The following is a 25280-nucleotide window of genomic DNA, read 5'->3' as shown; positions in this document are numbered from 1 at the left end:
AATCCCCGCATTAACACATTTCTGAAGGAAGCTTACGGTGATAGGTCGTCTGAGAGGCAAGATTCTGGAAAAACAGCCGCCGCTGGTGCTGTTGGAAGTCGGCGGCGTGGGTTATGAAGTGCATATGCCGATGACCTGTTTTTATGAGCTTCCCGAGCTGGATCACGAAGCAACGCTGTTCACCCACTTTGTGGTGCGCGAGGACGCGCAGCTGCTGTTCGGTTTCAACAGCCGTCAGGAGAGAGCGCTGTTTCGCGAGCTGATCAAGGTTAACGGCGTTGGGCCAAAGCTGGCGCTGGCGATCCTGTCCGGCATGTCGGCGCAGCAGTTTGTTACGGCCGTAGAGCGCGAAGAGATCGCCTCGCTGGTGAAGCTGCCGGGCGTGGGCAAAAAGACCGCCGAGCGTCTGGTGGTCGAAATGAAAGACCGCTTTAAAGGGATGCATGGCGACCTGTTTGCCGCCGATGCGCCTTTCGCGCTGACCAGCGAAGTGCAGGCGCCTGCCGCAGGCAACAGCGCGGAAGAGGAAGCCGTTGCCGCACTGGTGTCGCTGGGGTATAAACCTCAGGAAGCCAGCCGGATGATCGGTAAAGTCGGCCGCCCGGATGCAGATTGTGAAACGCTGATCCGTGAAGCCCTGCGCGCAGCTATTTGAGGTAAAGCATGATTGAAGCCGATCGCCTGGTATCGCCGGGAACCTTCAGCGAAGAAGAAGTCATTGATCGCGCCATCCGGCCGAAGCTGCTGGAAGAGTATGTCGGCCAGCCGGTAGTGCGCGAGCAGATGGAGATTTTTATCCAGGCCGCCAAAATGCGCGGCGACGCGCTGGATCATCTGCTGGTCTTCGGCCCGCCGGGGCTGGGGAAAACCACGCTGGCCGGGATCGTCGCCAACGAGCTGGGCGTCAACCTGCGCACCACCTCCGGGCCGGTGCTGGAGAAAGCGGGCGACCTGGCCGCCATGCTGACCAACCTTGAACCGCACGACGTGCTCTTTATCGATGAGATCCATCGTCTTTCGCCGGTGGTGGAAGAGGTGCTTTATCCGGCGATGGAAGACTATCAGCTGGATATTATGATCGGTGAAGGCCCGGCCGCGCGCTCCATCAAGCTGGATCTGCCGCCGTTTACCCTGATTGGCGCGACGACGCGGGCCGGCTCGCTAACGTCGCCGCTGCGTGACCGTTTCGGTATCGTGCAGCGTCTGGAGTTTTATCAGGTGAAAGACCTTCAGCATATCGTCGGCCGCAGCGCCAGCTGTCTGGGCCTGCCGCTGAGCGAAGAGGGCGCGCTGGAAATCGCCCGCCGCTCGCGCGGCACGCCGCGTATCGCCAACCGTCTGCTGCGCCGCGTCAGGGATTTCTCCGAGGTCAAAGCGCAGGGCAGCCTGAGCGGCGACGTGGCCGCCAGAGCGCTGGATATGCTGAACGTGGACACGGAAGGCTTCGATTATATGGACCGCAAGCTGCTGCTGGCGATCATCGATAAGTTTACCGGCGGCCCGGTCGGGCTGGACAACCTGGCGGCGGCGATCGGCGAAGAGCGCGAAACCATTGAGGACGTGCTGGAGCCTTATCTGATCCAGCAGGGCTTTATTCAGCGCACGCCGCGCGGCCGGATGGCGACGCAGCATGCCTATAAGCACTTCGGCATCACGCGGGAAGAGTAAGCCATAAAAAAACCGGTCAGCGACGACCGGTTTTTTCTTTCCCTGACGGACGTTTCAGACCGCCGGTTTTTTTACCATGCTGAGCATAAACATCAGCGACGCGCCCAGCACCACCGACGGCCCGGCCGGCGTATCGTAAAAGGCGGAGAAGGTCAGGCCGGCAGTCACCGCCAGAATCCCCACCAGCACCGCGACCCCAGCCATCTGCTCCGGCGAGCGCGCAAACCGTCGTGCCGTTGCGGCAGGAATGATCAGCAGCGAGGTGATAATCAACGCGCCGACGAACTTCATCGCCACGCCGATGGTCAGCGCCGTTACCAGCATCAACACCATCTTAGTCCGCTGGATATTGACGCCGTCTACCTGGGCCAGCTCCGGGCTGATGGTCATGGAAAGCAGCGAGCGCCAGTTAGCCGCCAGCACCGCCAGCACCACGACCACGCCAGCGGCGATGGTATAAAGATCGGTCGGCGTCACGGACAGCAGATCGCCGAACAGATAGGCCATCAGATCCACCCGCACGCCGGACATCAGGCTGACCACCACCAGGCCCAGCGACAGCGCGCTGTGCGCCATAATGCCCAGCAGCGTATCGATAGCCAGATGCGGCCGACGCTCCAGCCAGACCAGCAGCAGCGCCAGCAGCAGCGTAACGGCGATCACCGCATAAAACGGGCTGACGTTCAGCAACAGTCCAAAAGCCACGCCAAGCAGTGAAGCGTGCGCCAGCGTATCGCCAAAATAGGACATGCGGCGCCAGACCACAAACGAGCCGAGCGGGCCAGCCGCCAGCGCCAGAAAGAAACCCGCCAGCCAGCCGGGCAGCAACAGTTCAATCACTTGGTTTGTCCTCTGCGTAAAACGATACGTCCCTGAAGGTCGTGACGATGGTTATGCTGATGGCGATAGATAGCCAGCTGCTCGGCGCCGCGCGGGCCAAACATAGAGATAAATTCCGGATGCTGAGAGACCGCCTCCGGCGTACCGGAACAGCAGATATGCTGATTCAGGCACAGCACCTCGTCGGTCTTTGCCATTACCAGATGCAAATCATGGGAAACCATCAGCACGCCACAGTTCAGCTCGCGCCGTAGCTGATCGATCAGATCGTAAAGCGCCACCTGGCCGTTCACGTCAACGCCCTGCGTCGGCTCGTCCAGCACCAGCAGCTGCGGCTGGTTGAGCAGGGCGCGGGCCAGCAGCACGCGCTGCATTTCCCCGCCGGAGAGCTTTTGCAGCGGCGCGTCCACCAGCTGTGCGGCCTGCACCCTTTTCAGCGCGGGCAGGATATCGCCGCGCTTGACGCCGCCGCGCAGCAGCATAAAGCGCTCGACGGTCAGCGGCAGCGTAGCGTCCAGATGAATTTTTTGCGGCACGTAGCCAATACGCAGCTGTTCGTGGCGCACCACGCTGCCTCGCGTTGGCGAAATCAGTCCCAGTACCACGCGCACCAGCGTAGACTTACCGGCACCGTTAGGCCCGAGCAGCGTTAATATTTTGCCCGGCTCCAGCGTCAGCGAAACGTTAGAAAGCACGGCGCGCTGACCAAAGCTGACGGAAATTTTTTCAAGGCTAATCAGTGAGGTCATAGTGATTACGGGTTGCAGAAGTTATCGAATGTTATAATATCACAATTCTTCGACCTGTCACGATGGACTGAATCATTATGTTACATAAAACCAAGCCCTTGTTAACGCTGCTTTCTGCCCTGGGATTTGCCGCTTCGCTGACCTCTACCGCCCAGGCTGCGGTAGTGGCCTCTGTTAAACCGTTGGGCTTTATCGCTGCCGCTATTGCCGATGGCGTTACGCCGGTGGAAATTTTACTGCCGGATGGGGCTTCAGAGCATGACTACGCGCTGCGTCCTTCGGACATTAAACGCCTGCAGAGCGCGGATCTTGTGGTCTGGATCGGGCCGGAAATGGAGGCTTTCTTGCCGAAGGCGGTCGCCGCGCTGCCCGCGCAAAAAAACCTCGAACTGGCTGAGTTAACGGCGGTTAAACCCCTGCTGGTTCGTGGGGCGGATGACGATGCGCACGAGCATGAGGAGGGCGCTGAAGCAGCGGATGAACATGCCCATGCGCACCACCACGGCGAATATAATATGCACTTGTGGATGTCCCCGGAAATCGCAAGGCAATCTGCGGTTGCAATCCATGCAAAATTATTGGAACTTATGCCGCAGAGCAGAGACAAACTAGACGCGAACCTGCAGCATTTTGAGGCAGAATTGGCCACGGCTGATACGCAAATAGCCGCTCAGCTTGAGCCGGTAAAAGGGAAGGGTTATTTCGTTTTTCACGATGCTTACACCTACTTTGAAAAACATTTCGGTCTGACTCCTGCGGGTCATTTTACCGTCAACCCTGAAATCCAGCCCGGCGCTCAGCGTTTACATCAAATTCGAACAGAGTTGGTTGAGCAAAAGGCCGTCTGCGTCTTTGCTGAGCCACAATTCAGGCCGGCCGTGATCGATGCTGTTGCCAGAGGAACCAAAGTGCGTACAGGAACGCTGGATCCGCTGGGAACGGACATCACTCCGGGAAGAGACAGCTATGTGAAATTCCTCTCACAGCTGTCCAGCCAGTACGCGAGCTGCCTGAAAGGAGCTTAGAGGAACTAATACGTGCAGCAAATTGCCCGCGCTGTCGCTATGGCGTTTAATACATTGCCGCGAACCCACCGCGTTATGCTGGGTTCGCTCACCGTTGTTACGCTGGCCGTCTCCGTATGGCGGCCTTTCGTTTACCATCCCACCGTCAGCGGTGAAAATCCGATCGTCAAAAGCATAGAGCTGGATAAAGAGCAGCTGCGTACGCTGTTGCCGGAAGCCAGCGAGCCAATCGATCAGGATATGCCTTCGCCTGATGACGACGTGCCGAAAGATGAGATAGACCAGGATGTGCCCAGCGAAACCGGCACGCATGATTACGTGGTGTCATCGGGAGATACGTTAAGCAGCGTTCTTAATCAGTATGGCATCGATATGGGAGATATCAACCAGCTGGTCAAGGTGGATAAGGATCTGCGTAACCTGCAAATTGGTCAGCAGCTCTCCTGGACGTTAACCGACGACGGCCAGCTGCAGCGGCTAACATGGGAAGCGTCGCGCCGCGAAACCCGCACCTACGATCGTTCCGGCAACACCTTTAAATCCTCCGCTGCGGTTCAGCAGGGCGAGTGGCAAAACAACGTGCTCTCCGGCACGGTGGAGGGCAGTTTCGTGACCAGCGCGCGAAACGCCGGGCTGAGCAGCGGCGAAATCAGCGCCGTGATCAAAGCGTTGCAGTGGCAGATGGACTTCCGTAAGTTGCGTAACGGCGACCGTTTCTCCGTGCTGATGTCGCGCGAGATGATGGATGGCAAGAGCCAGCAGAGCCGCCTTGCCGGCGTTCGTCTGCAAACCGGCGGCAAAGACTACTATGCGATTCGCGCTGCCGACGGCAAATTCTACGATCGCAGCGGCGCCGGACTGGCGCACGGCTTTATGCGCTTCCCGACGGCCAGACAGTATCGCGTGTCGTCCAACTTCAACCCGCATCGCCTGAATCCGGTGACCGGTCGTGTCGCGCCGCATAAGGGCGTGGACTTCGCTATCCCGCTGGGCACGCCGGTGCTGGCGGTAGGCGACGGTGAAGTGATCGTGGCGAAACGCAGCGGCGGCGCGGGCAACTATGTTGCCATTCGTCATGGCCGTCAGTATATGACGCGCTATATGCATATGAAAAAGCTGCTGGTGAAGCCAGGCGATAAAGTGAAGCGCGGCGAGCGCGTTGGTTTGAGCGGCAATACCGGTCGCTCAACGGGGCCGCATCTGCACTTTGAAGTCTGGATCAACAACCAGGCCGTCAATCCGCTTACGGCGAAGCTGCCGCGTATGGAAGGGCTGACCGGTAAAGACCGCAGCGATTATCTGGCGCAGGTTCGCGAAGTCACGCCACAGCTGCGCTTTAAGTAAGCATTAACTTTCCCGCGAAAAAAGCCGACGCTTTAGCCGTCGGCTTTTCTTTATGGGTAAAATGAGGCGGGCATTGCAAAATTGTGCGTCGGCACTATCATTAGCCGCTCAGAATTTGAGGCGAGTGCATGGAAAACAAGAAAAGCAATAATGAATTTATTCCCACCTTTCGGAAATCCTTTCTGCTGCCGCGCTATTGGGGAAGCTGGCTGGCGATTGGGCTTTGCGCCGGCATGGCCTGGCTACCGGCAAAAATGCGGGATCCGTTACTGGGCGCGCTGGGGCGCTTCGCCGGAAAATACGCGAAGAGCGCGCGACGTCGTGCGCAAATCAATTTGTTTTACTGTATGCCTGAGGTAGCAGAAGCCGATCGCGAAAAAATCATTGATGAAATGTTCGCCACGGCGCCGCAGTCTATAGTGATGATGGCCGAGCTGGCTCTGCGTCCGGCCCATGCAGTGCAGCGTATCACCTGGCATAATAAAGAAATTATTGAGCAGATCGGCGCGCAAAATCAGAACATCATCTTTCTGGTACCGCACGGCTGGGCAGTGGATATCCCGGCAATGGCGCTGGCTTCGGAAGGGCATAAAATGGCGGCCATGTTCCATCACCAGCGGAACCCGGTAATGGACTATATCTGGAACGCGGTGCGCCGCCGTTTTGGCGGCCGTATGCACTCCCGGGATAACGGCATCAAGCCGTTTATCAGCTCGGTGCGCCAGGGATACTGTGGCTATTACTTGCCGGATGAGGATCATGGCGCAGAGCACAGCGAATTCGTTGATTTCTTCGCCACCTACAAGGCCACGCTGCCTGCGTTAGGGAGGCTGATGAAGGTCTGCCGTGCCCGCGTGGTGCCGCTGTTCCCGGTTTACAACAGCAAAATGCATCGGCTGGATATCTATTTGCGCTCGCCAATGGACGATCTGCTGGCAGCGGATGATAAAACGCTGGCGCGCAGAATGAATGAGGAAGTGGAGCTTCTGGTGCGGCCTAATCCTGAGCAGTACGCCTGGATTTTGAAGCTGCTGAAGACCCGCAAAGAGGGTGAGACTGAGCCTTACCGCCGCAAAGATCTTTTCCCTAAAAAATAAAAAAAGCCCCGCCGTCTGGCGGGGCTTTCAGACTGCTGATAAACCTAAATAGCCGAGGCATCCTGCCGTTTTTTTACAGCAATTCGGCTGTTTCTCGGCGGCAGAGGCTGAGCGGATAAGCGGACCGTTTTCGCGCATGGACGCGCGAAACGAGCCTCCATGGACGGATTCACGGCGTGTCCGTGTTCCGATCTGCCTCTGCTGCTTTTCACCGGCCTGAAAGCGATTTGATGGCAGAGAATCAGTTTGTCGGCAACCCCAAAGCCCCGCCGTCTGGCGGGGCTTTTTTACTGTGCCAGCGCTATCCGTCGGTTACGCTCGCGCAGAAAGGCTTTCACCAGCCAGAACCAGAGCAGTCCGCAGGCCAGATTGACCAGGCTGAACCAAAAGCTGCCGCCGCTGAAATAGGCGCTTTTCACCGCTTCGATCCCTAACGTAAAGACCAGAATACTTACCATGCCCAGCATCGCGGCGACGCTGCCTTTGCCCGACGAGCTGGAAAACAGCGTCAGGCGGTAAAGGCCGGCGTTAACCAGCCCCGTGCCAAAACCGTACAGGCTCAGGCCTGCGGTAAGCCAGAGGTAGCTGTGGGCGTTCAGCGCGCTGGCAAGCGTTGCTACCGCCAGGCCAATCAGGATCGGCCACGCGGCCAGCTTCAGCGGCTGCTCAATCGGTACGCGGCCGGACAGGCGGCCCAGGGTCAGATTGCCGATAATCATCGCCACAAACACCGGCAGCTGGAGCAGCGCGTAGGTCATACGGGAAAGATGCTCGTCATGGATCAGGATCACCGGCGACAGCGCTACCCAGCCCAGGCAGGGAATACTGACCAGGCCGATAGCCAGCGAACCGCTCATCACCTGGCGATCCCGCACCAGGCCGAGATAGCCTTTGGCCAGCGACTTAACTGAAACGGAGGTGCTGCGGTCGCCCGCGGTTTCCGGCATCGTTCGCCACAGGCCGACCAGCGCCACCGCGCTGACGGCGCCGAACAGCCAGAACATCGTGCGCCATTCGCCCACCGAGAGAAAGGCGGCACCGGCCAGCGGGCCTGCCAACGGTGCCAGTAGCGCTACGTTAGCCATCAGCGCCATCATTTTCACGCTCAGGGCTTCGTTAAAGGCTTCCTGGATGGCGGCATAGCCGACCGCGCCAATAAAACAGAGGCTGGTGCCCTGCAGGAAGCGCATCAGAATAAACTGCCCGACGGAGCCGACCCAATGCGTCCCCACGCAGGCCAGGGTAAAAAAGGCCACGCCTGCCAGCATCACCGGCCTGCGGCCAAGCTTGTCGGAAAGCGGCCCCAGCAGCCATTGCAGCACGATGCCGCCGGCCAGATAGGCGGTTAGCGAGGCGGAAACCCATTCCGGGCCGACGCCGAACTCGTTGGTCACCAGCAGCATTCCGGGCTGGATCATGTCATGGGCGATATAGCTGGCGAACTCAAACAGCACCAGCGAAAGGGGAAAAATCAAATGGCGACGAGTAATGGCCGTCACCGGAACAAAAGCGGGCATTAAGGCTCCTTCCAGAGTAAACAGGATCTAAATCGCGACAGCATACGGGAGTTGTATGACGGGCGGATAAAAAGTTGCTGAAAAAATAGCGGAAAAGGGAACAGCAGGGTGGAAAAAGTTATCGGGCGCGAAGGCCCGATAACCGTAAGCGTTATTCTACCCGCAGCACGCGGCTGGTATTGGTGGTGCCGGTGGTGCTCATAACGTCGCCCTGGGTGACGATGACCAGATCGCCAGACATCAGGAAGCCTTTATCACGCAGCAGATTAATCGCATCATGCGCCGCAACCACGCCGTCATTGTTGCTGTCGAAATAGACCGGCGTCACGCCGCGATACAGCGCGGTGAGGTTTAACGTGTGCTCATGGCGCGACATCGCAAAAATCGGCAGGCCGGAAGTGATGCGTGAGGTCATCAGCGCGGTGCGGCCGGACTCCGTCATGGTGATAATCGCGGTAACGCCCTGAAGATGGTTGGCGGCGTACATCGCGGACATGGCGATGGCCTCTTCGATATTGTCGAACTGCACGTCCAGACGGTGCTTGGAGACGTTGATACTCGGGATTTTCTCCGCGCCAAGGCAGACCTTAGCCATGGCTGTGACGGTTTCCGCCGGATACTGGCCCGCTGCGGTTTCCGCCGACAGCATAACGGCATCGGTTCCGTCCAGCACGGCATTCGCCACGTCCATAACTTCTGCGCGCGTCGGCATAGGATTGGTGATCATCGACTCCATCATTTGGGTTGCGGTGATAACCGAACGGTTCAGCTGGCGAGCGCGGCGGATCAGCGCTTTCTGGATGCCGACCAGTTCCGGATCGCCAATTTCAACGCCCAAATCGCCCCTGGCGACCATCACCACGTCCGACGCCAGGATAATGTCATCCATGGCTTCCTGCGACGCTACGGCTTCCGCCCGTTCAACTTTAGACACGATTTTCGCCTCGCAGCCTGCTTCGCGAGCCAGACGGCGAGCGTAATTCAGATCTTCGCCGCAGCGTGGGAAGGAGACGGCCAGATAATCCACGTCGATTTTAGCGGCGGTGATAATGTCCGCTTTATCTTTTTCCGTCAGCGCGTCGGCAGACAGCCCGCCGCCCAGCTTATTGATGCCTTTATTATTGGAAAGCGGGCCGCCGACGGTGACTTCGGTAAAGACTTTCATGCCCTGGACTTCCAGTACTTTCAACTGTACGCGGCCGTCGTCCAGCAGCAGGATATCGCCCGGCACAACGTCGGCCGGCAGGCCTTTATAGTCGATGCCTACCTTTTCTTTATCGCCTTCGCCTTTACTCAGGCTGGCATCCAGCAAAAAGCGGTCGCCCTGGTTAAGGAAGACTTTGCCTTCTTTAAAGGTGGATACACGAATTTTAGGGCCCTGAAGATCGCCCAGAATGGCCACATGACGGCCCAGCTTTGCCGCAATTGCGCGCACGTTGCTGGCGCGCTGCATATGATCTTCTGGCGTCCCGTGTGAGAAGTTAAGTCGAACCACGTTGGCCCCGGCAGCGATAATTTTTTCGAGATTATTGTCGCGATCGGTAGCCGGACCCAGGGTGGTAACGATCTTGGTTCTTCTTAAACGTCGGGAGGTGGACTTTTGGATGATTGCTGTAGGGCTGGTCATTCGATGATCCTTTTGTTCTAACTGATTGATTAGCCTGATGTTTAATCGTGCGTGCCAGTGTGGGTCTACTTGTTGAGCATGCCTTAGCGTCTGTCCGTTGCTATCTGTTTAGCGCTTAAGGTGACACAAGTAGTGCTCCAAATACTGACACAAGGTAAACGCTTACACCTAAGGTACACCAAATGTTTGACACTGTTAAGACGACCTCAAGCCAAGCTCGACCTGTATTTACTCACGCTATCCGTAAAGCTGACTCGGTGGTTACTCATAGTGACCAGAGAGGAGTCCACATCTACCAGCAAGGCCCATCTGTGCGCACCATGACGCTAGGTCTCATCATGGAATTATCTATCGGTTCTGATTTAGCGTGTTGGTCGATTGTTAATTATAAAACTGCGGGTCCACATACCGTTCTCTATCACGTCAGTTATTTACTCCTCGATAACCGGGTTGCTCACGAGATTACCATTGAGTTGAACGCAAAAGAGGAGGGCGCTCTGTGATGTGTGCTGCTGAGTCTTTTTCTTTGAGTAACTTCCCGTGGTTCACATTGGTTATTTCATCTGTGCTTTTCGTCTACTTGCTGAGTTTGGTCTGTCTGGTCTACTGGTGCATGACAGCACCTGATTATGTTGATGCTGATTTCAATCCACACAGGGAAGGAAGCCATTTAACACCCACTTACGGGGGTGAGGAGGTAATTGCGACTCACGATTTGGGAGAGGGCAGCGTGTCCACTCAAAACGAGTCAAAAGGAATCACATCATGAACAATCAGTCATTATTGCTATCAAGGCTGGCTATACCACAACTCGTTAGACGTAAGGTCTCAGGCCGCTATACTGTGCGGCTTCGTAAAGTAGGCTCAGTGTCATCTCTGGTCAGTATTGGATTGCGCACCACGAACAAACAGGAAGCTGTAAAAAGAATGAATGGAGTAGCACAGACCGCGAAGGCTTTTCTTCTCGATAATCCACAGGCCACAGCAAGTGCCTTAAACGAACACCTCAAGAACATGGCCTTAACGTTCCTTACTGACAAGGTAGAGGACTTCTGGTCAGGTCTGGAGGTGGACCACATCGAAGACGCCAGCGTTAATCTGCGGTCACTCGCAAAGGAATCAATGACGGTAGACCAGCAAGCACACATCGTTAAGGCGTTGGAGGTCCTGCAAGCTGCTCGGAGTCGTGCACGCAGTGGGGACACTCAGCCTTTATTGTCAGTGCTGGCCTCGTTGAATGGTGATAATGATCAGGGAGTGCACAATGCAGACGCTCCAAAGCGAAATCTGAGAGATGACCAAGAGTCTAGCCCTACAGAATCCACACAGGAGCCTCTGTTTTTTAATGAATTGTCAGACCTCTACATAAAGGAACACAGCGTAAACCTCAAGCCAGCCAGCGTGAGAGACATTCAGTCCGCACATAAGGCACTCAAGCTGTTCACTGGTTCGATTGATTGGCGCACTCATACAAGGGCTGAGGTCTCCGCGATGCGAGATGCTATGCGTGACTCAGGGCGATACGCTGATGCTACGGTCAATAAGATGCTCGCTAAACTGTGCGCCGTTATGAATTGGGCCTATCAGAATGGACACATCAAACACGACTACACAAAGGGTCTGAAAGTGAAGGGCGTAAAGAGCGTGCGTCGTGCTTACTCTGAGGCTGAACTGGTCAAGGTGTTGGACCGGGTGATCACTGAACGTGAACCCAATAAGCGCCTCTTTGGTCTGGTCGCTACCATCACAGGAGCACGCGCCGGGGAACTCACACAGCTAACTAAGGCTGATGTAGTAGAGGAAGCTGGTCATCTCTGTATCGACATTAATGACAATGGCGACAAAAGCATTAAGAACGCTGCAAGTGCTCGTCTGGTCCCGCTGACAGATGGCGCTATGGGTTTCTCTCTGACCGAGTTCCGGGAGTGGGTCGCTGCGTTGCCGTCCAGTGATTCCCTTGTGTTCGGTATGTCCAGAGATACAGCGTCACAGTGGTTTAACAGGGAGGTCCTGCCGCAAGCACTGCCAGACCGTACAGGTGATCTTGTGTTGCACTCTCTGCGTCACACTATGGCCACCCTCTTTAAGAATGCTGGCGTTGCTGAGAGCCTCGCTGGTGACGTTCTTGGCCATAGCGGACAAGGGATTACCTTTGGTCTGTACGGTAAAGCAAAAGCCGTTGACCAGATGGCTAACGCTTTGGCTCAGGCTCTACGCTAAGGGCCACTCTTTGGGGCCGCTACGGTGGTACCTCTTTGTATTTGAATAATCATTCACTTTAATTGCATACAGTAAGGATATATCATTATGTCTAAATCTATCCGCGTCCCTGTGTTGCTGCTGCTCCTGCTGGTTGCTGCACTTTATGTTAACTTCGCTAAGGGCGCTGGAGTTAGTGCACAGACCGTTCCACTTATGGAAACCTTTAAAGCTGATGTAGGTGATACAGGCTATTACTTTGACGGTCACCGCTTGACCATTGCGGACCATCGAAACAATAGCGATATTCATATTGCAACTTGCGGTCTCGCTGCGATCCTGCCAATGACCAGCAAGGCGGGTCTAAAGTTTCACCTTTATATGTTCAATAACTGTTTAGGTGATGCCGATAAGGATTTCTCAAAGAGCCTGACAGCCCTCAAGGTGGAGGACAGCACAGGATACATGACCATTATCAGCGAGTACCTATCAGTGATGGGCTTACCGTCAATCTTTCAGGTCACCAAGGCAGAGTATAACGGCGCACCTTATGAGGTCATGGCGCTGGACTAATAGGCTGCGAGTTACTCTGAACGGACTGGCCCTTTGTGTGTCTTTAGGTTGGTGAAATAAAACCTTTTAAAATCAATTATTTCAATTGCAACTCAGTAATGGGAGACACTGACCAGACCTATTGATCCCATAAAGTGACAATTAGTCTGCAATTAACACCCACTAATGGGAGACACAATCTCTCGAAGGTAATCACGCTGGCTTTCAGGGTGGACACATTGACACGCTTTCCGGTCTAACTGACTGGCTCTTAGCTATCGGTCGATGAGTGATTATCTTTCTGATGAATGGTTGACATATTTATTATGACCATTCTCTACAGGGTGGAAACTCTATGATTACTTTAAGTCTCTTATAGTCTTATTAAAGATTTAAATAATAAGATTATAAATTCTAAGAGTAATCTTTAAGATTCCCTGTTGTACGATGGTCATCATGCGATAGCAACCATCCCTCTTAGGTCATCCCTGTATGATCATCTCAGCGCCTCAGCGATTACCTCAAGCAAACACACCTGGCCTAACTCAGTGCGTGGCTCTCCGCTGCTCATGTGCGGTCTGGTAAGTGTTTGACTTTAGGTGTACTGATGGTGTCCCACCTTTATATACAGACTGACCTGTTCTGGTGGTCCTGCTTATGGTTCCGGCTGTAGGTGGTCATCGGGTGTCTGTTAGTTTAAACGATAAGTATCCTATGAAACTTTCGTACGCCTCACTGACGACAACGGGTCATCCTCCATGTAGTAACTTTTGGTGACTATTAGTCTGAAAATTTAACTCACTAATGGGAGACCCTCCCGCCCCCCAGTGAAACCAAGGCCGTCCAAATAGGATGAGCCCATATATATCAATGACTTGCAATTAACACCCACTAATGGGAGACACACAGCCACACAATCCCGATCACCTCTCACGGTTCTCACTGACCCGCTCAGTTCCCGTAACTTTCAGGTGGTCTCTATGTGTGCTTGTGTGTCTCTCAACCTTGAATACCCCCCGCGCATCGCAGCGCATCCACTTTAATCAAACACAGTCATTCTGATTGTACTCTCTTTGCCTCTGGCGGTTCCCTTGTTGTGGGACTGTGTGGCTGCTGGAGGGTGCGAACTTAGAGAATGCAATCAAAAGGAAATACAACATGTCTACTTCAATTATCAACTTTGACCAGAACATTACAATGACCTCTCTCGACTTCCTCAATTCGGTTATCAATCCGGCACGAGAGGAAGCAGGGGAGAAGCCTCTTCGTAACAATGACTTTATCGGGCGCGTTAAGGATGAACTGAACGGTTACGAAAATTTCGTAATCGAATTGGTTACCCCTGCTGGCGGCGGTCGTGCAATGGAAAGTATTAACCTTAACGCTGACCAATTGTTACTGGTCGGTATGCGTGAATCCAAAGCGGTACGCTTAAAGGTCCTTGAGTACATCCGTAAGATAGAGGCTGTAAAGCAACGCCTAGAGGATGATAAGAAGCGCGTAGCCGTTCAATCAGCTAACCGCCGTGGTGTCACATGGGGTGACTTCTGCAAGGCTCACGACCTGCCAGCACAGCGTTTACTTCAAGCACTCAAGAAGTCTCGCGGTCTGTTCCGGTTCCGACCTGATGGGCGCGTAGAGGTGAACCCTCGTTATCGTGATTACTTCATTATCCTTAAGCCAACTGACAGGCGCTTTAGCCCGACCGGGATTAACTTTCGGTTCAATGCAAAGGGTCAGGAATACTTTAGCAATGATAAGGCGCTCGAAAAGTTCCGCACAGATTTAGTGGAGCAACTCGGGTCAGACTACCAGAAGCAGCAACTGTTACTGTCTCGCGCTCGTGCAGGTAAACCGGATGAACTCTGAGTTATTCACTTTTCAAAATGAAAAACCGTTCTTTAGGACCTCAGGTAAACCATTTTTAAATCAAGGGGTTAAATTGCACCTCACTAATGGGGGACTATCCCGACCCAATTATCACCCACTAATGTGAGACCACACCCAGCCCGGTTCTTACTGACTATGCTCAGTTCCCACGGCTCGTATTCATCTCTCATGGTGTTACAGACATTACCTTTCTATTCCTGATTAGAGGTCCAGACCGATTCCCTGCGGCCTCACTTTTTTGTATCAAATTTGATTCAGGTAACCACAGAGAGACCACTTAACAGCGCCTCACAACGGCTAACATTGGTCGCTCATTCCATCTCATCAAGAACTCAACCGGGCCGCTGCGGTGGACCAATGGCGAGCATTGAGTAGTCTCTCTGTGGTTACCTACCATCTCTCTTTCAGTACATCAATTAGCGTCCTACCGTGTCCCGTATGGGTCCGACAGCAAGCGCCTAACCGTTACCAACACTAGACAAATCCTACAAAACACACGGGTTGTCCTATCGTGCATTCCGCACAGGCGTCCTAACGTTTTCTTAAAGTTATCTTCCCGAGTAACGGCGGGTGTCTAGTGGCGAGCGGCTGAGGTCGCTAATTGATTTACTGAATCTCAATCCTACCAATCACCTACATCTTTCTACATCTCTCTCTCTTTAAGGATTCCCACCATGACCACTATTCAAACTAAGGCCGTGATAGACCGTAAAGCTCTCCGCGTCCACCTTACGGAGTGGCTCAAAGATCCTAAAGGCTACAGCGTTTCTATTGAGACCGTAGCCACCTTGACCAATAAGACTGTGCGCAACGTACAGCGGGACATTAAGCGTCTACAGGTCAAACAGGAACAGGAAGTTAAACTCTGCGAGACCCTTACAGGCTCCGACTTTGTGACCCTCCTAGCAAGTTACAACACTGCTCTAAGCGTGGTCGTTGTGAACACTCTGGCTGAACTCTACGCCGAACAAAAGGATTAACCCGCTATGACCATCCCTGACAAGTTCAACACAGCGACACCAGAAGGCCGTAAGGCTCTCAGATTAGCCACAGTAAGCAGCAAAGCATTGGCTGACAGATTAGCACTCGGACCGCTTGAAGGCCGCGAGAAGCTACCTAAACCCGCTCTATGTCACATGGCGATTGCTGCGGGTCTGACCCTGCGTGACTTCGTGTAATTAACATTAACTTAACATTTATTCAGAAGGTACAAATTATGTCTATTTCATATCGCAAACTCGACCTGACCCTAAGCGCCGATGAGCAAACCGTAATGCTCTTTGGTCAAGAGATGGCGACCAAGTATTTCACTGAGGTTGTCGTGGTGACCATGCTTAACAGTGTCGGTAATGACTTCGGTAAGAGCAACGCGATTCTAAACGCTCTGCACTCCGTTGGTCTGAACGCTGGCGACTACAGCAAGTATTCCCGAGAGTGGGCGCACAGTAACGCTGAGGCACGTAAAGAGGCTGACCGTAAGCGCATCGAGACCGAGCAACACCGTGAACGCATGGCTGCTATCCACGCTACGCCTGCTGAGATCGCTAAGGCCGTGGCTGAACGCAAACAGCGTGAAGAAGAGATTGCCCGTAAGTTCGGTGAGCACGGTCATCGTGCCGCATTCGGTTGTTAATTTCACTCAGCAAGTCAATCAATGGGTCTGCAATTCCGTGGGCCCGCCATGCACATTAAGTGCAATTCTATTCAAATCCAATTTAAGAGAAGGTATAAACCATGAGCAACATGTCTAATTCCGGTTTCCACACACTCGACTACAGTATTGCTAACCGTAACGCACCTACTGACAACGGCAAGACTACAGGCGTTATCAACACCGCTGACTATGCATCACCAATGGCTCGTAATAATGATGCTCAGGTAACCCGTAAGCCATTCCAAGGCCGTGACGCTGATTTAGAAAACAGTGAGGTCATTAAGATGCTTGACGGCACCGCTGACATTCTACAGGTGAACGGCACGGACCTGAACGGTAAGGGTCTGCCGGGTGGTAATGACTCGACCGCATACATTCAGGCTCTGGAAGAATCACTCAATGCTACGTTTAACGATGGTGAATTTGAGGCTGCTGTACGTGAGCACATCTTCCCTTGTGAGTTTCGTCCATATGGCACCAAGCCTACTCCACTGCGTACCCACACAATGGAAGATCGCAGCGTTATCTTGAAGAAGAACGGCTTGTTTAACCCGGCTGAGGACGCACCGACCGCTAAAGCTATTAAAGGCTCCGCTGTGATGGTCTCACCACTGCTGGTGCCTAATGAGGACAACGCTCAGAACACTGGCGCGTTTATCTCTGCGGCAACCTTCGTGTCTGATTTTGAGATGATGGGTGGTTATACTCACGGCGCTCTGGTGCAGTCAGTCGATAACATGATTGACCAATATAATCGTCTGATGTTCGGTAAAGTCGCGGAGGTTCTCGCTGCAACTCCTGATCTACAGACTGCGACTTACAGTAAACTGACAGGTAAACCCGCTGACCAAGCTGAGGACGTTCTCGATGCTCTCGCGTTGAATCTTCCTGTGCATCTGGGTGGTTCTCTGGACCAGTTCGCCTTGATGGTCCCTGCGAAACTTGAGGCCGTCTTAGAGCGTGCTGCTCAACGTGCTGGTCATGAAGACCTGTCCGACCTGCTGGGGTGTACTGTATGCCCTTACGTGGGTGAGGACACTGGCGTTTATCTACTGCCTAAACTGTTTGCGTCTATCTCTTTCCGTACCACTCAGGAAGGTGACGCAGTGCGAGTAATCGTATCCCGTGACTCTGGTCGTGCAGGTTACAACCTTGAGTTGGTCTCTGTGATTGACGTATTGGCTTCCGGCACTGTGCGTGTCAAAGAGAGTGCACATATGGAAGTTGAGGCTGACGCTTCGTTTCCTCTGGTGCATCGCATTACCTTCACTGAGTAACAGCACGTCAACTCTAAAACAAAACCGTGGCTCACCTGTTAAGCTAGGTGGGCCTTTTGGTTTATAACAAATCAACTCCTTACAGATGCCTCTGCGTGAATCTTGCAGGGTAATATCTCAGGTCATCTCACATAATTTAAGAGAAAGGGAGCTTTTCAGGAAATTTAGAAATCATCAAAATAATCAGAAAAGGATAACAACATGACTACCTCACAAAACCTAAGTTTATATAAAGATATAGAAGTTAGTGGCAAGGGCTAGTCGTGGTAAGCCCTTGCAATAGGATTTGAGATCAGTGACCGGGGTCACGGTCACGTAAAAGCTCATAACAAAAACAACAAATCAAAAAGGCCGGGAACGCATAAAATGCTGTTAGTATTCTTTCATCGACAGCAACACCTAGGCTGAAATCTCCAAGGCGAAATTCGGGTCTCCATATAGCGAAATACCTATTGATGATAGCTGAAATGTATGCAATAAATAATATGAGTGAGATGCTAAAACATGCCCCTACGCTATTTCCTACTCGGAAAATCCGAGATACCATCCAAGACCCACAGAGAGCTAATATGGATATTAAAAAACACATAATACAAATTGCGAGCATGTTCAATGATGCCATTGCAATTTGCTTCCATCCATAATTATCCATCACGCGATGCATTAAGGTTTCAAATGAAACGCAATTATCAGTTGTGCATTGTTTAGAATAAAGCAACCAGTTCTCTAAGCGTATCCTTAAGTAATATTCATGACTCGCATATACCATATATACCGCATGAAATATGAATATAGATATTAGTAGCATAAGAATGTATCTTTTATTCAGCATTTGGATTAAAGGTTTTTTAATGGTCGCTGATGCGTTGGATAGGTCTTTTGTCGTAATGGCCACTGTTTTCCCTTAGCATAAATTCTTAAAGATGATAAGTCCAAGTGTAATTTTATCTGATGTATCCATATGATTCAATAGGGTTTTTCTTGTATGAAAACTAAAGTCAATTCTACCTAGTTCTTAGTGATACTGTTCAAGGGTGTAGCAATGTTGATCTGGTTGCGGTTGAAAAGTGCACTCATAGACAGATTTGAAGGATATGGGGTTGCCAGTCGACCACACTGTATATAGCTTAAGCTGTATTAATAAAGCTCCAGGTAATGTGATATGGACATCAAAGAGTTTCCAGCAGGAGTTATTGAACAGTTAGGCTGGTATGTGTACCGCCTGATTGACCCTAGAGACGGCAGCACGTTCTACGTTGGAAAAGGTAAGGGTAATCGCGTATTCGCTCACATGCGGGGAGAGGTGGCAGCAGTAGACGACGATGAGTTAATCAGTAATAAACTTAAGCAACTTAGAGAAATCAGGTTGGCTGGCCTTGAGGTTATCCACGTTATCCATCGGCATGGTATGGTTGACGAGAAGACCGCCTATGAGGTTGAAGCTGCGCTCATTGATGCCTATCCGGGTTTAACAAACATCATGAGTGGCGCTGGTAGTAACGAGTTCGGCGCTGCGCACATTAAAGAGTTAATCGCTACGTATCAGCCCGAAACTATTGAGTTTCATCATAAGGTCCTGATGATTTCTGTGAACAGGAGTTCAAAGGATATAAATCTCTATGATGCTGTGCGTTTTAGTTGGCGTGTTAGCGTTGAGCGTGCCCGTAAAGCTGAGGTCATATTGGCGACAGTAAGGGGCATCGTGAGAGGTGTATATGTTGCTGATGAGTGGCTCAAGTCCACCCGTGAGAATTTCCCTGAGATACCATTGTGGGACACAAATGATGAATTTGAAGCTGCACAGAGTACCCGCTATGGGTTTCGTGGTAGAGAAGCTGACCCAGAAGTCACACGGCTTTATCTTGGTAAAAGGATTCCTGATGGCCTCAGGAAGAAGGGCGCTATGTCTCCTGTGAGATACTCTCCGGGATTTTGACATAGTTAACCTGCTATTTTATATGTAAGGAACTGACGTAATTATTTAGATCCATCATAATGCTAATATGAGGAAGTTCGATGAGCAGCTACGCCTACGATTATTTAAATGACTCTCTTATCTTAGACGGTTCATTGATTACGCGATTTTATGAAGGAATACCTGATTCGGTTTTGGAGCGAGAGCTCATTAGATACCGTGAGCATTGTCTAAGGTCCCTCCCAACTTTGAACAATGAGCTTCAGCATATAAATACCTCAAACAGGTGTTTGGCTACAGACAAAATGTCCACAGTTAAGACATTGAAGCAAGCAGCATTGTACCTTGAAGAAGCTGTAGTTACAGACCCAATATTTAAATTGACAGATTTCAGATCAGAGACAACAGAAGTATATTCAGCCTTTATGGGTATGGCGGCCACACCTAAAATAGATCGTGAAAAATTAGCAAGCGCCGCTATAAGGATAATTGAATTAAGGCCATTTGTAACGGGAGGGTATGTTAAAATTTATCCTGTAAGTTATGAACTTGAAAACGCCAAAGAAATTCCTTTGTTTTATTCTGAGGTAGGGTTTGAGGATTGCCTTTCTACAGTAGTTTTGGATAAGTACAAAGCTGCTGCCAAAGTTCGTACAGTTAAGAATGTTGAAGGTCAAATGTATATCATGAATTACCTAGACCTTTGCCGAAATATCAGCATTGATTTCAAAGGAATGCGAGGAGGATTCGGAATGGGTTATATGCTCAATCCTACTGAATTTGAACCTACAAATAATGCTCAGGTCTATACCATGATACAAAAAATGGTAACGGAGCCGCCCACTCAAGAAGTTTTCGATAGATGGGTTAACCAGTCTATAAATCGTACTGCAATTAATCATTATGTTGAATTAAGTAAGAGGGTTGCCTTATGTGATAGTTTAGGATGTATGTTTGGAACTGAGCACTCTTTTGAGAGCGACTTGCTTGATATGAATGCGAGACAATCTTCAATAATTGAGAACACGCTTAATTGCACTTTACAAATGGATGTCCCATTTTTAGACAAGGTTTCTTCGGTAGACCTAATGTCCATCAGAAATGATGATGGTGATTCATTTAATTCTTTTAGAGTTGAATTGGAAAAAGGTCTGCGACAAGCGCGTAATGAATCTGATCCATCGCGTATTCGAAATATAATTGAAGATACGCAGCATGAATTATTTGAAGTACAAACAAGTAAGATCACACCTCAGGTTAAAAACCTAAAGAAAATGCATTCATTAGATTTATCTATAATAACCGCCGGACTTGGTTTAAGTGTAGTAACCAATGGCTTTAGCTTGTTAGCGACCATGCTGGCAGCAGCCCACGGTTACAAATCATATACGGATTACAGGTCAAAGATTACTTCGAACCCATGTCATTTTTTATGGCGGGTAAAACAAGAGATGAAGTAATTCTCCCGAGAGCAACTCTTAGGGAAACGAGGCCCTTTGGTAAGTCAGATAGGGAGAAATGGATTTCCATATTTTTGTTGTTATTTTTATATTTTGCCAAGAGTGCTGATTTATTTAACAATAATTTGGATTTCTTAATATTGAGCAGTGTTTTTTCTTGCGGCAAGCAATGCTCATAACGAACTTATAGAGAATGTAGAGAAAAGCGAGGCTCCGATGTTTGCGATAATTATCTGGCTAAGATTAATAATGGATCAATCGAACGTGTCACGGTGTTTAATTCGGTAATAACGCTGTGGCAACTTTTAGTAAATCACTAGGATGGGTGCTGATTGGTAATGAAGGATGGGTAAGGCAAGAGGCGGCTGATGCTACTTACCGCTCACAGTCTCGCATTATGCCGAACGATCCGGTAACTCAGTGGCTCTTATTGCAATACTTAGAGCATACCCTAGGAAACAAGGAGGACTCACAGTGCGGTAAACGTTAAGTAACTACAGGTGGTCGATAGAACAAAGAGGGGGGGGGCGTTTGTCTAGAGCTTTAATTAACACCCACTAATGGGAGAGCACCTAAAATAATTCTTTACGGGATTACGATAGGCGCTGCCTTTAGTGAATTTAGATAGAACTTTATGATCATTGTCAACAGGTTTAATTGCGACTCACTATTGGGGGAGACTCAGAAGAAAATTTCTGTAGACGCTCTGACCCGCTTGTTGCTCGCTTCTTTTCAGGGTGGGGACATTGTTACGCTTCGCGGTCTCTATGACTGCTTCTCAGCTATCGGACAATGAGGGTAACTAGCTTTGTGGACTCATTGTCTACAGGGTGGAAAATCATAAAGATAATACTTTGAGTGGTGGTGATTATTAGCGATCAGCTAGACACCTTACTTTAAGTATTAACTTTAGGTTTTAAACCATAAGACCATAAAGACACTTTATAAACTTATTGTGTAAAAGAATTGATTTAATTAAAAGATAATACTCTAGCAACCATCCCTCTTTATTGCTCTCAGGGTTACTCTGACCTATTCGCTTCGATGCAACCAAGTGGATCACTATTTGACCACACCCACAGACACTATAGGACCCACGGAGGGAAACGCAATGTCTACCTTAAGCCTAGACCTGCGTGATTTCCTTATGCTCCTCTCCGTGCTCCTGTGGGCCTTAGACAAGCTGTGATAAACGTGGGTGACCCTTTAAGAAAATCTCACAGAAATCTGAGAGCATATCTAATAGAACAACTTCCCACTTTACCCCCGGTGGGTGCCTCTCTGCGGTCCTCTCAGGTCACCCCGTGTGATTACCCTTCCTTTATACGTTGCGTGTCTCTCCATGATTCCTATGGCGTCTGGTGGTGCATCTCAGTGCTACCAAGTGACACAAGGAGGAACACAAGAAGTGATACAAATTGATTGACAGGCTATGCAACTCTTTGATCTACTACAGGTCCTCCATCTAGTCACACCTCTTGAGTCGTTCTTCTTAAACGTCGAGTCATGGGGAGTTCCTTGTGTTTAAAAACCACGGATGAAAGGTCAGGCCGTCACCCGCGGTGCATCTGTGCACATCTATACTGATGAAACAAAGCGGGAACCGTTCTGTTTCTTTTAGTATTGGTTCTGCAGACGGGCGGCAAAGCCCTCAATGGATACAATACTGGGACGCGTGGCTGAAGTCACCACCTTGTCTCCGTCCGCCGCCGCAATTTTAACAGGCGGCGTAATCTCACCAGACGATCCGGTAGCAAAAAGGGAGCAAAAAGCTTAAGCGATTATTCCGATTCTGAAGAAAAAAACCGCCGAGAAAATGCCTTAAATTAGCCGTGTTTTCCGACAGACTGTAGCCACTCTGTACGCCGCTATTCTCACGGGCGCAGCATTTAATGCCAGAGCGAAGCCGCAAACCAACGGATAGTAGCGACTAATTTATCAACAGTAAGCATTCACAACGCTCGCGAAATAATTATCACTTAAGTTTATTATCCACAGAGAGGACTTTCACGCTTAAAACAAAAGTGGAATTTGGTCGCCGATGACAATGCCCAATGAGTAATAATGTTGACGTTAAAAAAACCAGGTGTTAAAACATAACCATATTATAACAATTGATTTATTATTTTGTATCAGGGGAATGACAATAATAACTTTTGTGAGGGTGTATGCCGTTCCAATACTATGAAGACGTTATCGAAGACCTGGACTTATATAAAATATCAAAAATCATCCTGGAAGGAAATGCTGATGGCAGAGTGCTTTATATCATTCGTAATGCGGTAGACCCGGCGGTCTGTGAAAAAATAAAAAGTAATTTTTATGAAATTATGCGGATAAAAGGCAATCACCGCCCGGATGACGGCTTTGTGAAAACAGAACAGATAGGTTCTTCACAATTCCATAAAACCGGAATGGAATACATCAATGCCACCCTGGAGTCGGATGCGGACGTTCTGAATTTATATCAGGGTATGTCTGATGATGTAGTGAGAACGCTTTATATGGATAAACAGCTGGAAAATTTCTTTTCTCAGGAAAAAATTTCTTATCGACCGTCGGCGTTTAAAAGCCATAATGCCAATTTTGCCACCACCAGACGATGGCTGGACAACGGTAATATGTCGTTATGGCCACATGATGACAGCGCCCAGTTAAAATTTGCTGAGCAAGACGGTTATGAAATTGCAGCGGCTAAAAACGTTATTTCTTCCAATCTGTGCGTTTGCGATGCTGCTAACGGCGGGGAACTGAAGGTGTGGAACTGTAGGCCGGATGACAATATCCGTAAAGAATTTGATGTTCTGGACACAGGTTATCCTTATCCATTGGCGTTCGCTGATAGCTTTGAAAGTTTCACAGTGCGTTTAAAACCTGGCGATCTTTATTTTCTCAATGCTTCCTATCTCCATGGCGTGACCAGTTCGGTAGAGAACGAGAGGATCAGCTCCGGTCGCTTTATCGGTTATATCGATAATAAAGTGGTCTGGTGGACGTAGAAAAATGGAAATAGATAATATTGTTCAGGATTTACAAGGGCAGGGTTACGCTAAGTTTAATCTTAAGAACTTCACAGATTTCACCATTGCTGAAGATGAGCTTAAAATTTTAAAGGCTAATTTTGCCGATATGCCTTTGGATACCTATTCTGAAGGAAATCGATTAAGAAATTATATTCAGGTTGCCTGGCAGAACAACGAGGTAACTTATGGAAAGTTTGAACCTTATCAGCAAACTAAAAGATATAATCCCGTAACAGGTGGCGTGGTCAGAGACTATCAAAATATCGGTGCGGAAATCCTCAAAACAGCGCTGTTCAATAAGATAGTGAAAACAGATATCGACATTGTAAAAAATATCGAAGACATGCCGCCCGTTGAAGAGTTAATGATTGGTGTACATCTGTTTCGCTATAACGCGGGAAAAGAACCGGCGTACAGTTCTCCTGCATGGCTACACAAAGATGATGAGGACGTCGTTTTTATGCATCTGGTGGATGTTTCGGAAGATCTTGTCGGCGGAGAAAGCATAATAGCTAAGCATCCTAAGAGGATTGACCGTGTATTAAGGATGAAAAAAACCTTTGATACGTTAGTGGTTAATCATCGCTGTTTTCATGCGGTCACGCCAATGAGTGTGCCAGAGGAATATGACGATAATGCATTTTTGCACAGGGATATCATCCTGGTAACTTTCCAAAAAAGGGAAACGGGTGAAGGTATTGAATGAAAATATAGCAATTGTTACCGGAAGTAATGGCGGTATTGGCAAAGAAATCGTTTACTCCCTGCTCGAGAGGAACTATCAGGTATTCGGACTGGATCTTGAAAACGATATAGTTCGTGATGGCTTTAAATTTATCAGAACGGATTTGATGGACCTGAATGCTCTGAATGAAAATTCATTCAATGACTTACCGTTCGGCGAATACAACCTTCTGATCAACGCTGCCGGTATCAGGGAGATCGTACCCTTGCTGGACCTGAGTCTTGAAAACTGGTCGGCTGTATATGCAATCAATACCACCGCGCCTTTTCTAATTTCGAGAAACTTTTGCAGAAAGCTGGTCGCACAAAACAAAGAGGGAAGTATTGTTAACATTGCTTCTGTAAGCGGGATTCTGGCTGAACCTGACAGAACCGCCTATGTCTCGTCGAAACATGCTTTAATTGGCCTGACAAAACAGTTCGCTCTGGAGTTTGGTCGTCAAGGAATAAGGTGTAACTCAGTATCACCGGCTATTACCCGTACGGGAATGACTGAACACTATTTTCATGAAGAAGCCACCATGAAAAAAATATACAGTGGAATGTATTCAACCCGAACAGGCGAACCCCAGGATATTGCCGCCGTGGTTAATCTGCTCTCCGACAGAAATTCGCAATTTATCAACGGCGCGAATTTTGTTATTGATGGCGGATGGACCTGCGGCAAAGATTTGTAATAGCGGTCTGTTAACAGCTGCG

General features: G+C 50.1%; 21 protein-coding genes. 17 read left to right on the top strand and 4 right to left on the bottom strand.

All coding sequences use genetic code 11. The features are described 5' to 3' along the window. Window positions 1-37: 37 nt before the first annotated feature. Together ruvA and ruvB are read left to right on the top strand one after the other, a co-directional pair. A complete protein-coding gene (gene ruvA, locus QCD69_RS12225; RefSeq protein ID WP_125287914.1) occupies window positions 38-655 on the top strand; it encodes a Holliday junction branch migration protein RuvA in 618 nt (205 codons plus the stop codon). 8 nt (window positions 656-663) lie between these two features. Then, window positions 664-1668, top strand: a complete 1005-nt coding sequence (gene ruvB / locus QCD69_RS12220; protein ID WP_125287913.1) for a Holliday junction branch migration DNA helicase RuvB — start codon at window positions 664-666, stop codon at window positions 1666-1668. A 54-nt stretch (window positions 1669-1722) separates the two neighbouring features. Here the strand turns inward: ruvB and znuB are convergent, their stop codons facing one another. After that, window positions 1723-2508 (bottom strand): zinc ABC transporter permease subunit ZnuB, encoded by a 786-nt coding sequence (gene znuB, locus QCD69_RS12215; protein ID WP_253460724.1) that lies wholly within the window; start codon window positions 2506-2508, stop codon window positions 1723-1725. After that, window positions 2505-3257, bottom strand: coding sequence for a zinc ABC transporter ATP-binding protein ZnuC (gene znuC / locus QCD69_RS12210; RefSeq protein ID WP_253460726.1), 753 nt, complete (start codon window positions 3255-3257; stop codon window positions 2505-2507). The genes znuB and znuC overlap by 4 nt, the downstream gene beginning before the upstream one ends. Window positions 3258-3334: 77 nt before the next feature. Here znuC and znuA point away from each other — a divergent pair, with 77 nt between their 5' ends. The 3 genes from znuA to lpxM all read left to right on the top strand — a co-directional run bounded on the left by znuA (window position 3335) and on the right by lpxM (window position 6723). After that, window positions 3335-4282, top strand: a complete 948-nt coding sequence (gene znuA, locus QCD69_RS12205) for a zinc ABC transporter substrate-binding protein ZnuA (protein ID WP_253460729.1) — start codon at window positions 3335-3337, stop codon at window positions 4280-4282. Between the two features lie 12 nt (window positions 4283-4294). Next, window positions 4295-5626: a murein DD-endopeptidase MepM gene (mepM, locus tag QCD69_RS12200; RefSeq protein ID WP_253460731.1), complete on the top strand. Its 1332-nt coding sequence runs from the start codon at window positions 4295-4297 to the stop codon at window positions 5624-5626. A 128-nt stretch (window positions 5627-5754) separates the two neighbouring features. Then, a complete protein-coding gene (gene lpxM, locus QCD69_RS12195; protein WP_301252213.1) occupies window positions 5755-6723 on the top strand; it encodes a lauroyl-Kdo(2)-lipid IV(A) myristoyltransferase in 969 nt (322 codons plus the stop codon). A gap of 287 nt (window positions 6724-7010) precedes the next feature. Here lpxM and QCD69_RS12190 read toward each other — a convergent pair whose 3' ends face one another. Together QCD69_RS12190 and pyk are read right to left on the bottom strand one after the other, a co-directional pair. Then, entirely contained in the window at window positions 7011-8240 is a 1230-nt protein-coding gene (locus tag QCD69_RS12190; protein WP_301252212.1) for an MFS transporter, read from the bottom strand. Window positions 8241-8391: 151 nt separating this feature from the next. After that, window positions 8392-9867 carry a pyruvate kinase gene (pyk, locus tag QCD69_RS12185; RefSeq protein ID WP_301252210.1) on the bottom strand — a complete coding sequence of 492 codons (1476 nt, stop codon included), beginning with the start codon at window positions 9865-9867 and terminating at the stop codon, window positions 8392-8394. Between the two features lie 182 nt (window positions 9868-10049). On the opposite strand from pyk, the gene QCD69_RS12180 reads away from it, so the two are divergent. From QCD69_RS12180 to QCD69_RS12125, 12 genes are all read left to right on the top strand, one after another. Beyond that, window positions 10050-10370, top strand: a complete 321-nt coding sequence (locus tag QCD69_RS12180) for a hypothetical protein (protein WP_301252208.1) — start codon at window positions 10050-10052, stop codon at window positions 10368-10370. 262 nt (window positions 10371-10632) lie between these two features. Beyond that, the gene (locus QCD69_RS12175) at window positions 10633-12087 is read left to right on the top strand and encodes a site-specific integrase (RefSeq protein WP_301252206.1); all 1455 of its coding nucleotides are present in this window, start codon (window positions 10633-10635) and stop codon (window positions 12085-12087) included. Between the two features lie 87 nt (window positions 12088-12174). Beyond that, on the top strand, window positions 12175-12639 hold the full coding sequence (locus QCD69_RS12170) for a hypothetical protein (protein ID WP_301252204.1): 465 nt from the start codon (window positions 12175-12177) through the stop codon (window positions 12637-12639). A gap of 1137 nt (window positions 12640-13776) precedes the next feature. Next, window positions 13777-14487: a hypothetical protein gene (locus QCD69_RS12165; RefSeq protein WP_301252202.1), complete on the top strand. Its 711-nt coding sequence runs from the start codon at window positions 13777-13779 to the stop codon at window positions 14485-14487. Between the two features lie 695 nt (window positions 14488-15182). Beyond that, window positions 15183-15488, top strand: a complete 306-nt coding sequence (locus QCD69_RS12160) for a hypothetical protein (protein WP_301252201.1) — start codon at window positions 15183-15185, stop codon at window positions 15486-15488. A gap of 236 nt (window positions 15489-15724) precedes the next feature. Beyond that, window positions 15725-16141: a DUF6971 family protein gene (locus QCD69_RS12155; RefSeq protein ID WP_301252200.1), complete on the top strand. Its 417-nt coding sequence runs from the start codon at window positions 15725-15727 to the stop codon at window positions 16139-16141. A gap of 101 nt (window positions 16142-16242) precedes the next feature. Beyond that, window positions 16243-17439: a hypothetical protein gene (locus tag QCD69_RS12150; RefSeq protein WP_301252198.1), complete on the top strand. Its 1197-nt coding sequence runs from the start codon at window positions 16243-16245 to the stop codon at window positions 17437-17439. A gap of 1162 nt (window positions 17440-18601) precedes the next feature. Continuing rightward, window positions 18602-19375 carry an LEM-3-like GIY-YIG domain-containing protein gene (locus QCD69_RS12145; RefSeq protein ID WP_301252196.1) on the top strand — a complete coding sequence of 258 codons (774 nt, stop codon included), beginning with the start codon at window positions 18602-18604 and terminating at the stop codon, window positions 19373-19375. A gap of 80 nt (window positions 19376-19455) precedes the next feature. Further along, window positions 19456-20814, top strand: a complete 1359-nt coding sequence (locus QCD69_RS12140) for a hypothetical protein (RefSeq protein ID WP_301252194.1) — start codon at window positions 19456-19458, stop codon at window positions 20812-20814. 2168 nt (window positions 20815-22982) lie between these two features. After that, entirely contained in the window at window positions 22983-23813 is an 831-nt protein-coding gene (locus tag QCD69_RS12135; protein WP_253460740.1) for a hypothetical protein, read from the top strand. A 4-nt stretch (window positions 23814-23817) separates the two neighbouring features. Next, window positions 23818-24543 (top strand): 2OG-Fe dioxygenase family protein, encoded by a 726-nt coding sequence (locus QCD69_RS12130; protein WP_301252192.1) that lies wholly within the window; start codon window positions 23818-23820, stop codon window positions 24541-24543. Beyond that, on the top strand, window positions 24527-25258 hold the full coding sequence (locus tag QCD69_RS12125) for an SDR family NAD(P)-dependent oxidoreductase (protein WP_253460746.1): 732 nt from the start codon (window positions 24527-24529) through the stop codon (window positions 25256-25258). The genes QCD69_RS12130 and QCD69_RS12125 overlap by 17 nt, the downstream gene beginning before the upstream one ends. The last annotated feature ends 22 nt before the right edge of the window (window positions 25259-25280 follow it).

The organism is Erwinia sp. PsM31, assembly GCF_030433775.1.
GTDB classification, from domain to species: Bacteria; Pseudomonadota; Gammaproteobacteria; order Enterobacterales; family Enterobacteriaceae; genus Erwinia; species Erwinia aeris.
The sequence above is the reverse complement of the archived record's forward strand: the minus strand, read 5'-3'. Positions and strand labels throughout refer to the sequence as shown.

Bases quoted from the DNA above. Each gene is read 5' to 3' on its own strand.
- ruvB (WP_125287913.1), top strand. From the start codon at position 664: ATGATTGAAGCCGATCGCCTGGTATCGCCGGGAACCTTCAGCGAAGAA.
- znuC (WP_253460726.1), bottom strand. From the start codon at position 3,257: ATGACCTCACTGATTAGCCTTGAAAAAATTTCCGTCAGCTTTGGTCAG.
- znuA (WP_253460729.1), top strand. From the start codon at position 3,335: ATGTTACATAAAACCAAGCCCTTGTTAACGCTGCTTTCTGCCCTGGGA.
- lpxM (WP_301252213.1), top strand. From the start codon at position 5,755: ATGGAAAACAAGAAAAGCAATAATGAATTTATTCCCACCTTTCGGAAA.
- QCD69_RS12190 (WP_301252212.1), bottom strand. From the start codon at position 8,240: ATGCCCGCTTTTGTTCCGGTGACGGCCATTACTCGTCGCCATTTGATT.
- pyk (WP_301252210.1), bottom strand. From the start codon at position 9,867: ATGACCAGCCCTACAGCAATCATCCAAAAGTCCACCTCCCGACGTTTA.
- QCD69_RS12180 (WP_301252208.1), top strand. From the start codon at position 10,050: ATGTTTGACACTGTTAAGACGACCTCAAGCCAAGCTCGACCTGTATTT.
- QCD69_RS12175 (WP_301252206.1), top strand. From the start codon at position 10,633: ATGAACAATCAGTCATTATTGCTATCAAGGCTGGCTATACCACAACTC.
- QCD69_RS12170 (WP_301252204.1), top strand. From the start codon at position 12,175: ATGTCTAAATCTATCCGCGTCCCTGTGTTGCTGCTGCTCCTGCTGGTT.
- QCD69_RS12165 (WP_301252202.1), top strand. From the start codon at position 13,777: ATGTCTACTTCAATTATCAACTTTGACCAGAACATTACAATGACCTCT.
- QCD69_RS12160 (WP_301252201.1), top strand. From the start codon at position 15,183: ATGACCACTATTCAAACTAAGGCCGTGATAGACCGTAAAGCTCTCCGC.
- QCD69_RS12155 (WP_301252200.1), top strand. From the start codon at position 15,725: ATGTCTATTTCATATCGCAAACTCGACCTGACCCTAAGCGCCGATGAG.
- QCD69_RS12150 (WP_301252198.1), top strand. From the start codon at position 16,243: ATGAGCAACATGTCTAATTCCGGTTTCCACACACTCGACTACAGTATT.
- QCD69_RS12145 (WP_301252196.1), top strand. From the start codon at position 18,602: ATGGACATCAAAGAGTTTCCAGCAGGAGTTATTGAACAGTTAGGCTGG.
- QCD69_RS12140 (WP_301252194.1), top strand. From the start codon at position 19,456: ATGAGCAGCTACGCCTACGATTATTTAAATGACTCTCTTATCTTAGAC.
- QCD69_RS12135 (WP_253460740.1), top strand. From the start codon at position 22,983: ATGCCGTTCCAATACTATGAAGACGTTATCGAAGACCTGGACTTATAT.
- QCD69_RS12130 (WP_301252192.1), top strand. From the start codon at position 23,818: ATGGAAATAGATAATATTGTTCAGGATTTACAAGGGCAGGGTTACGCT.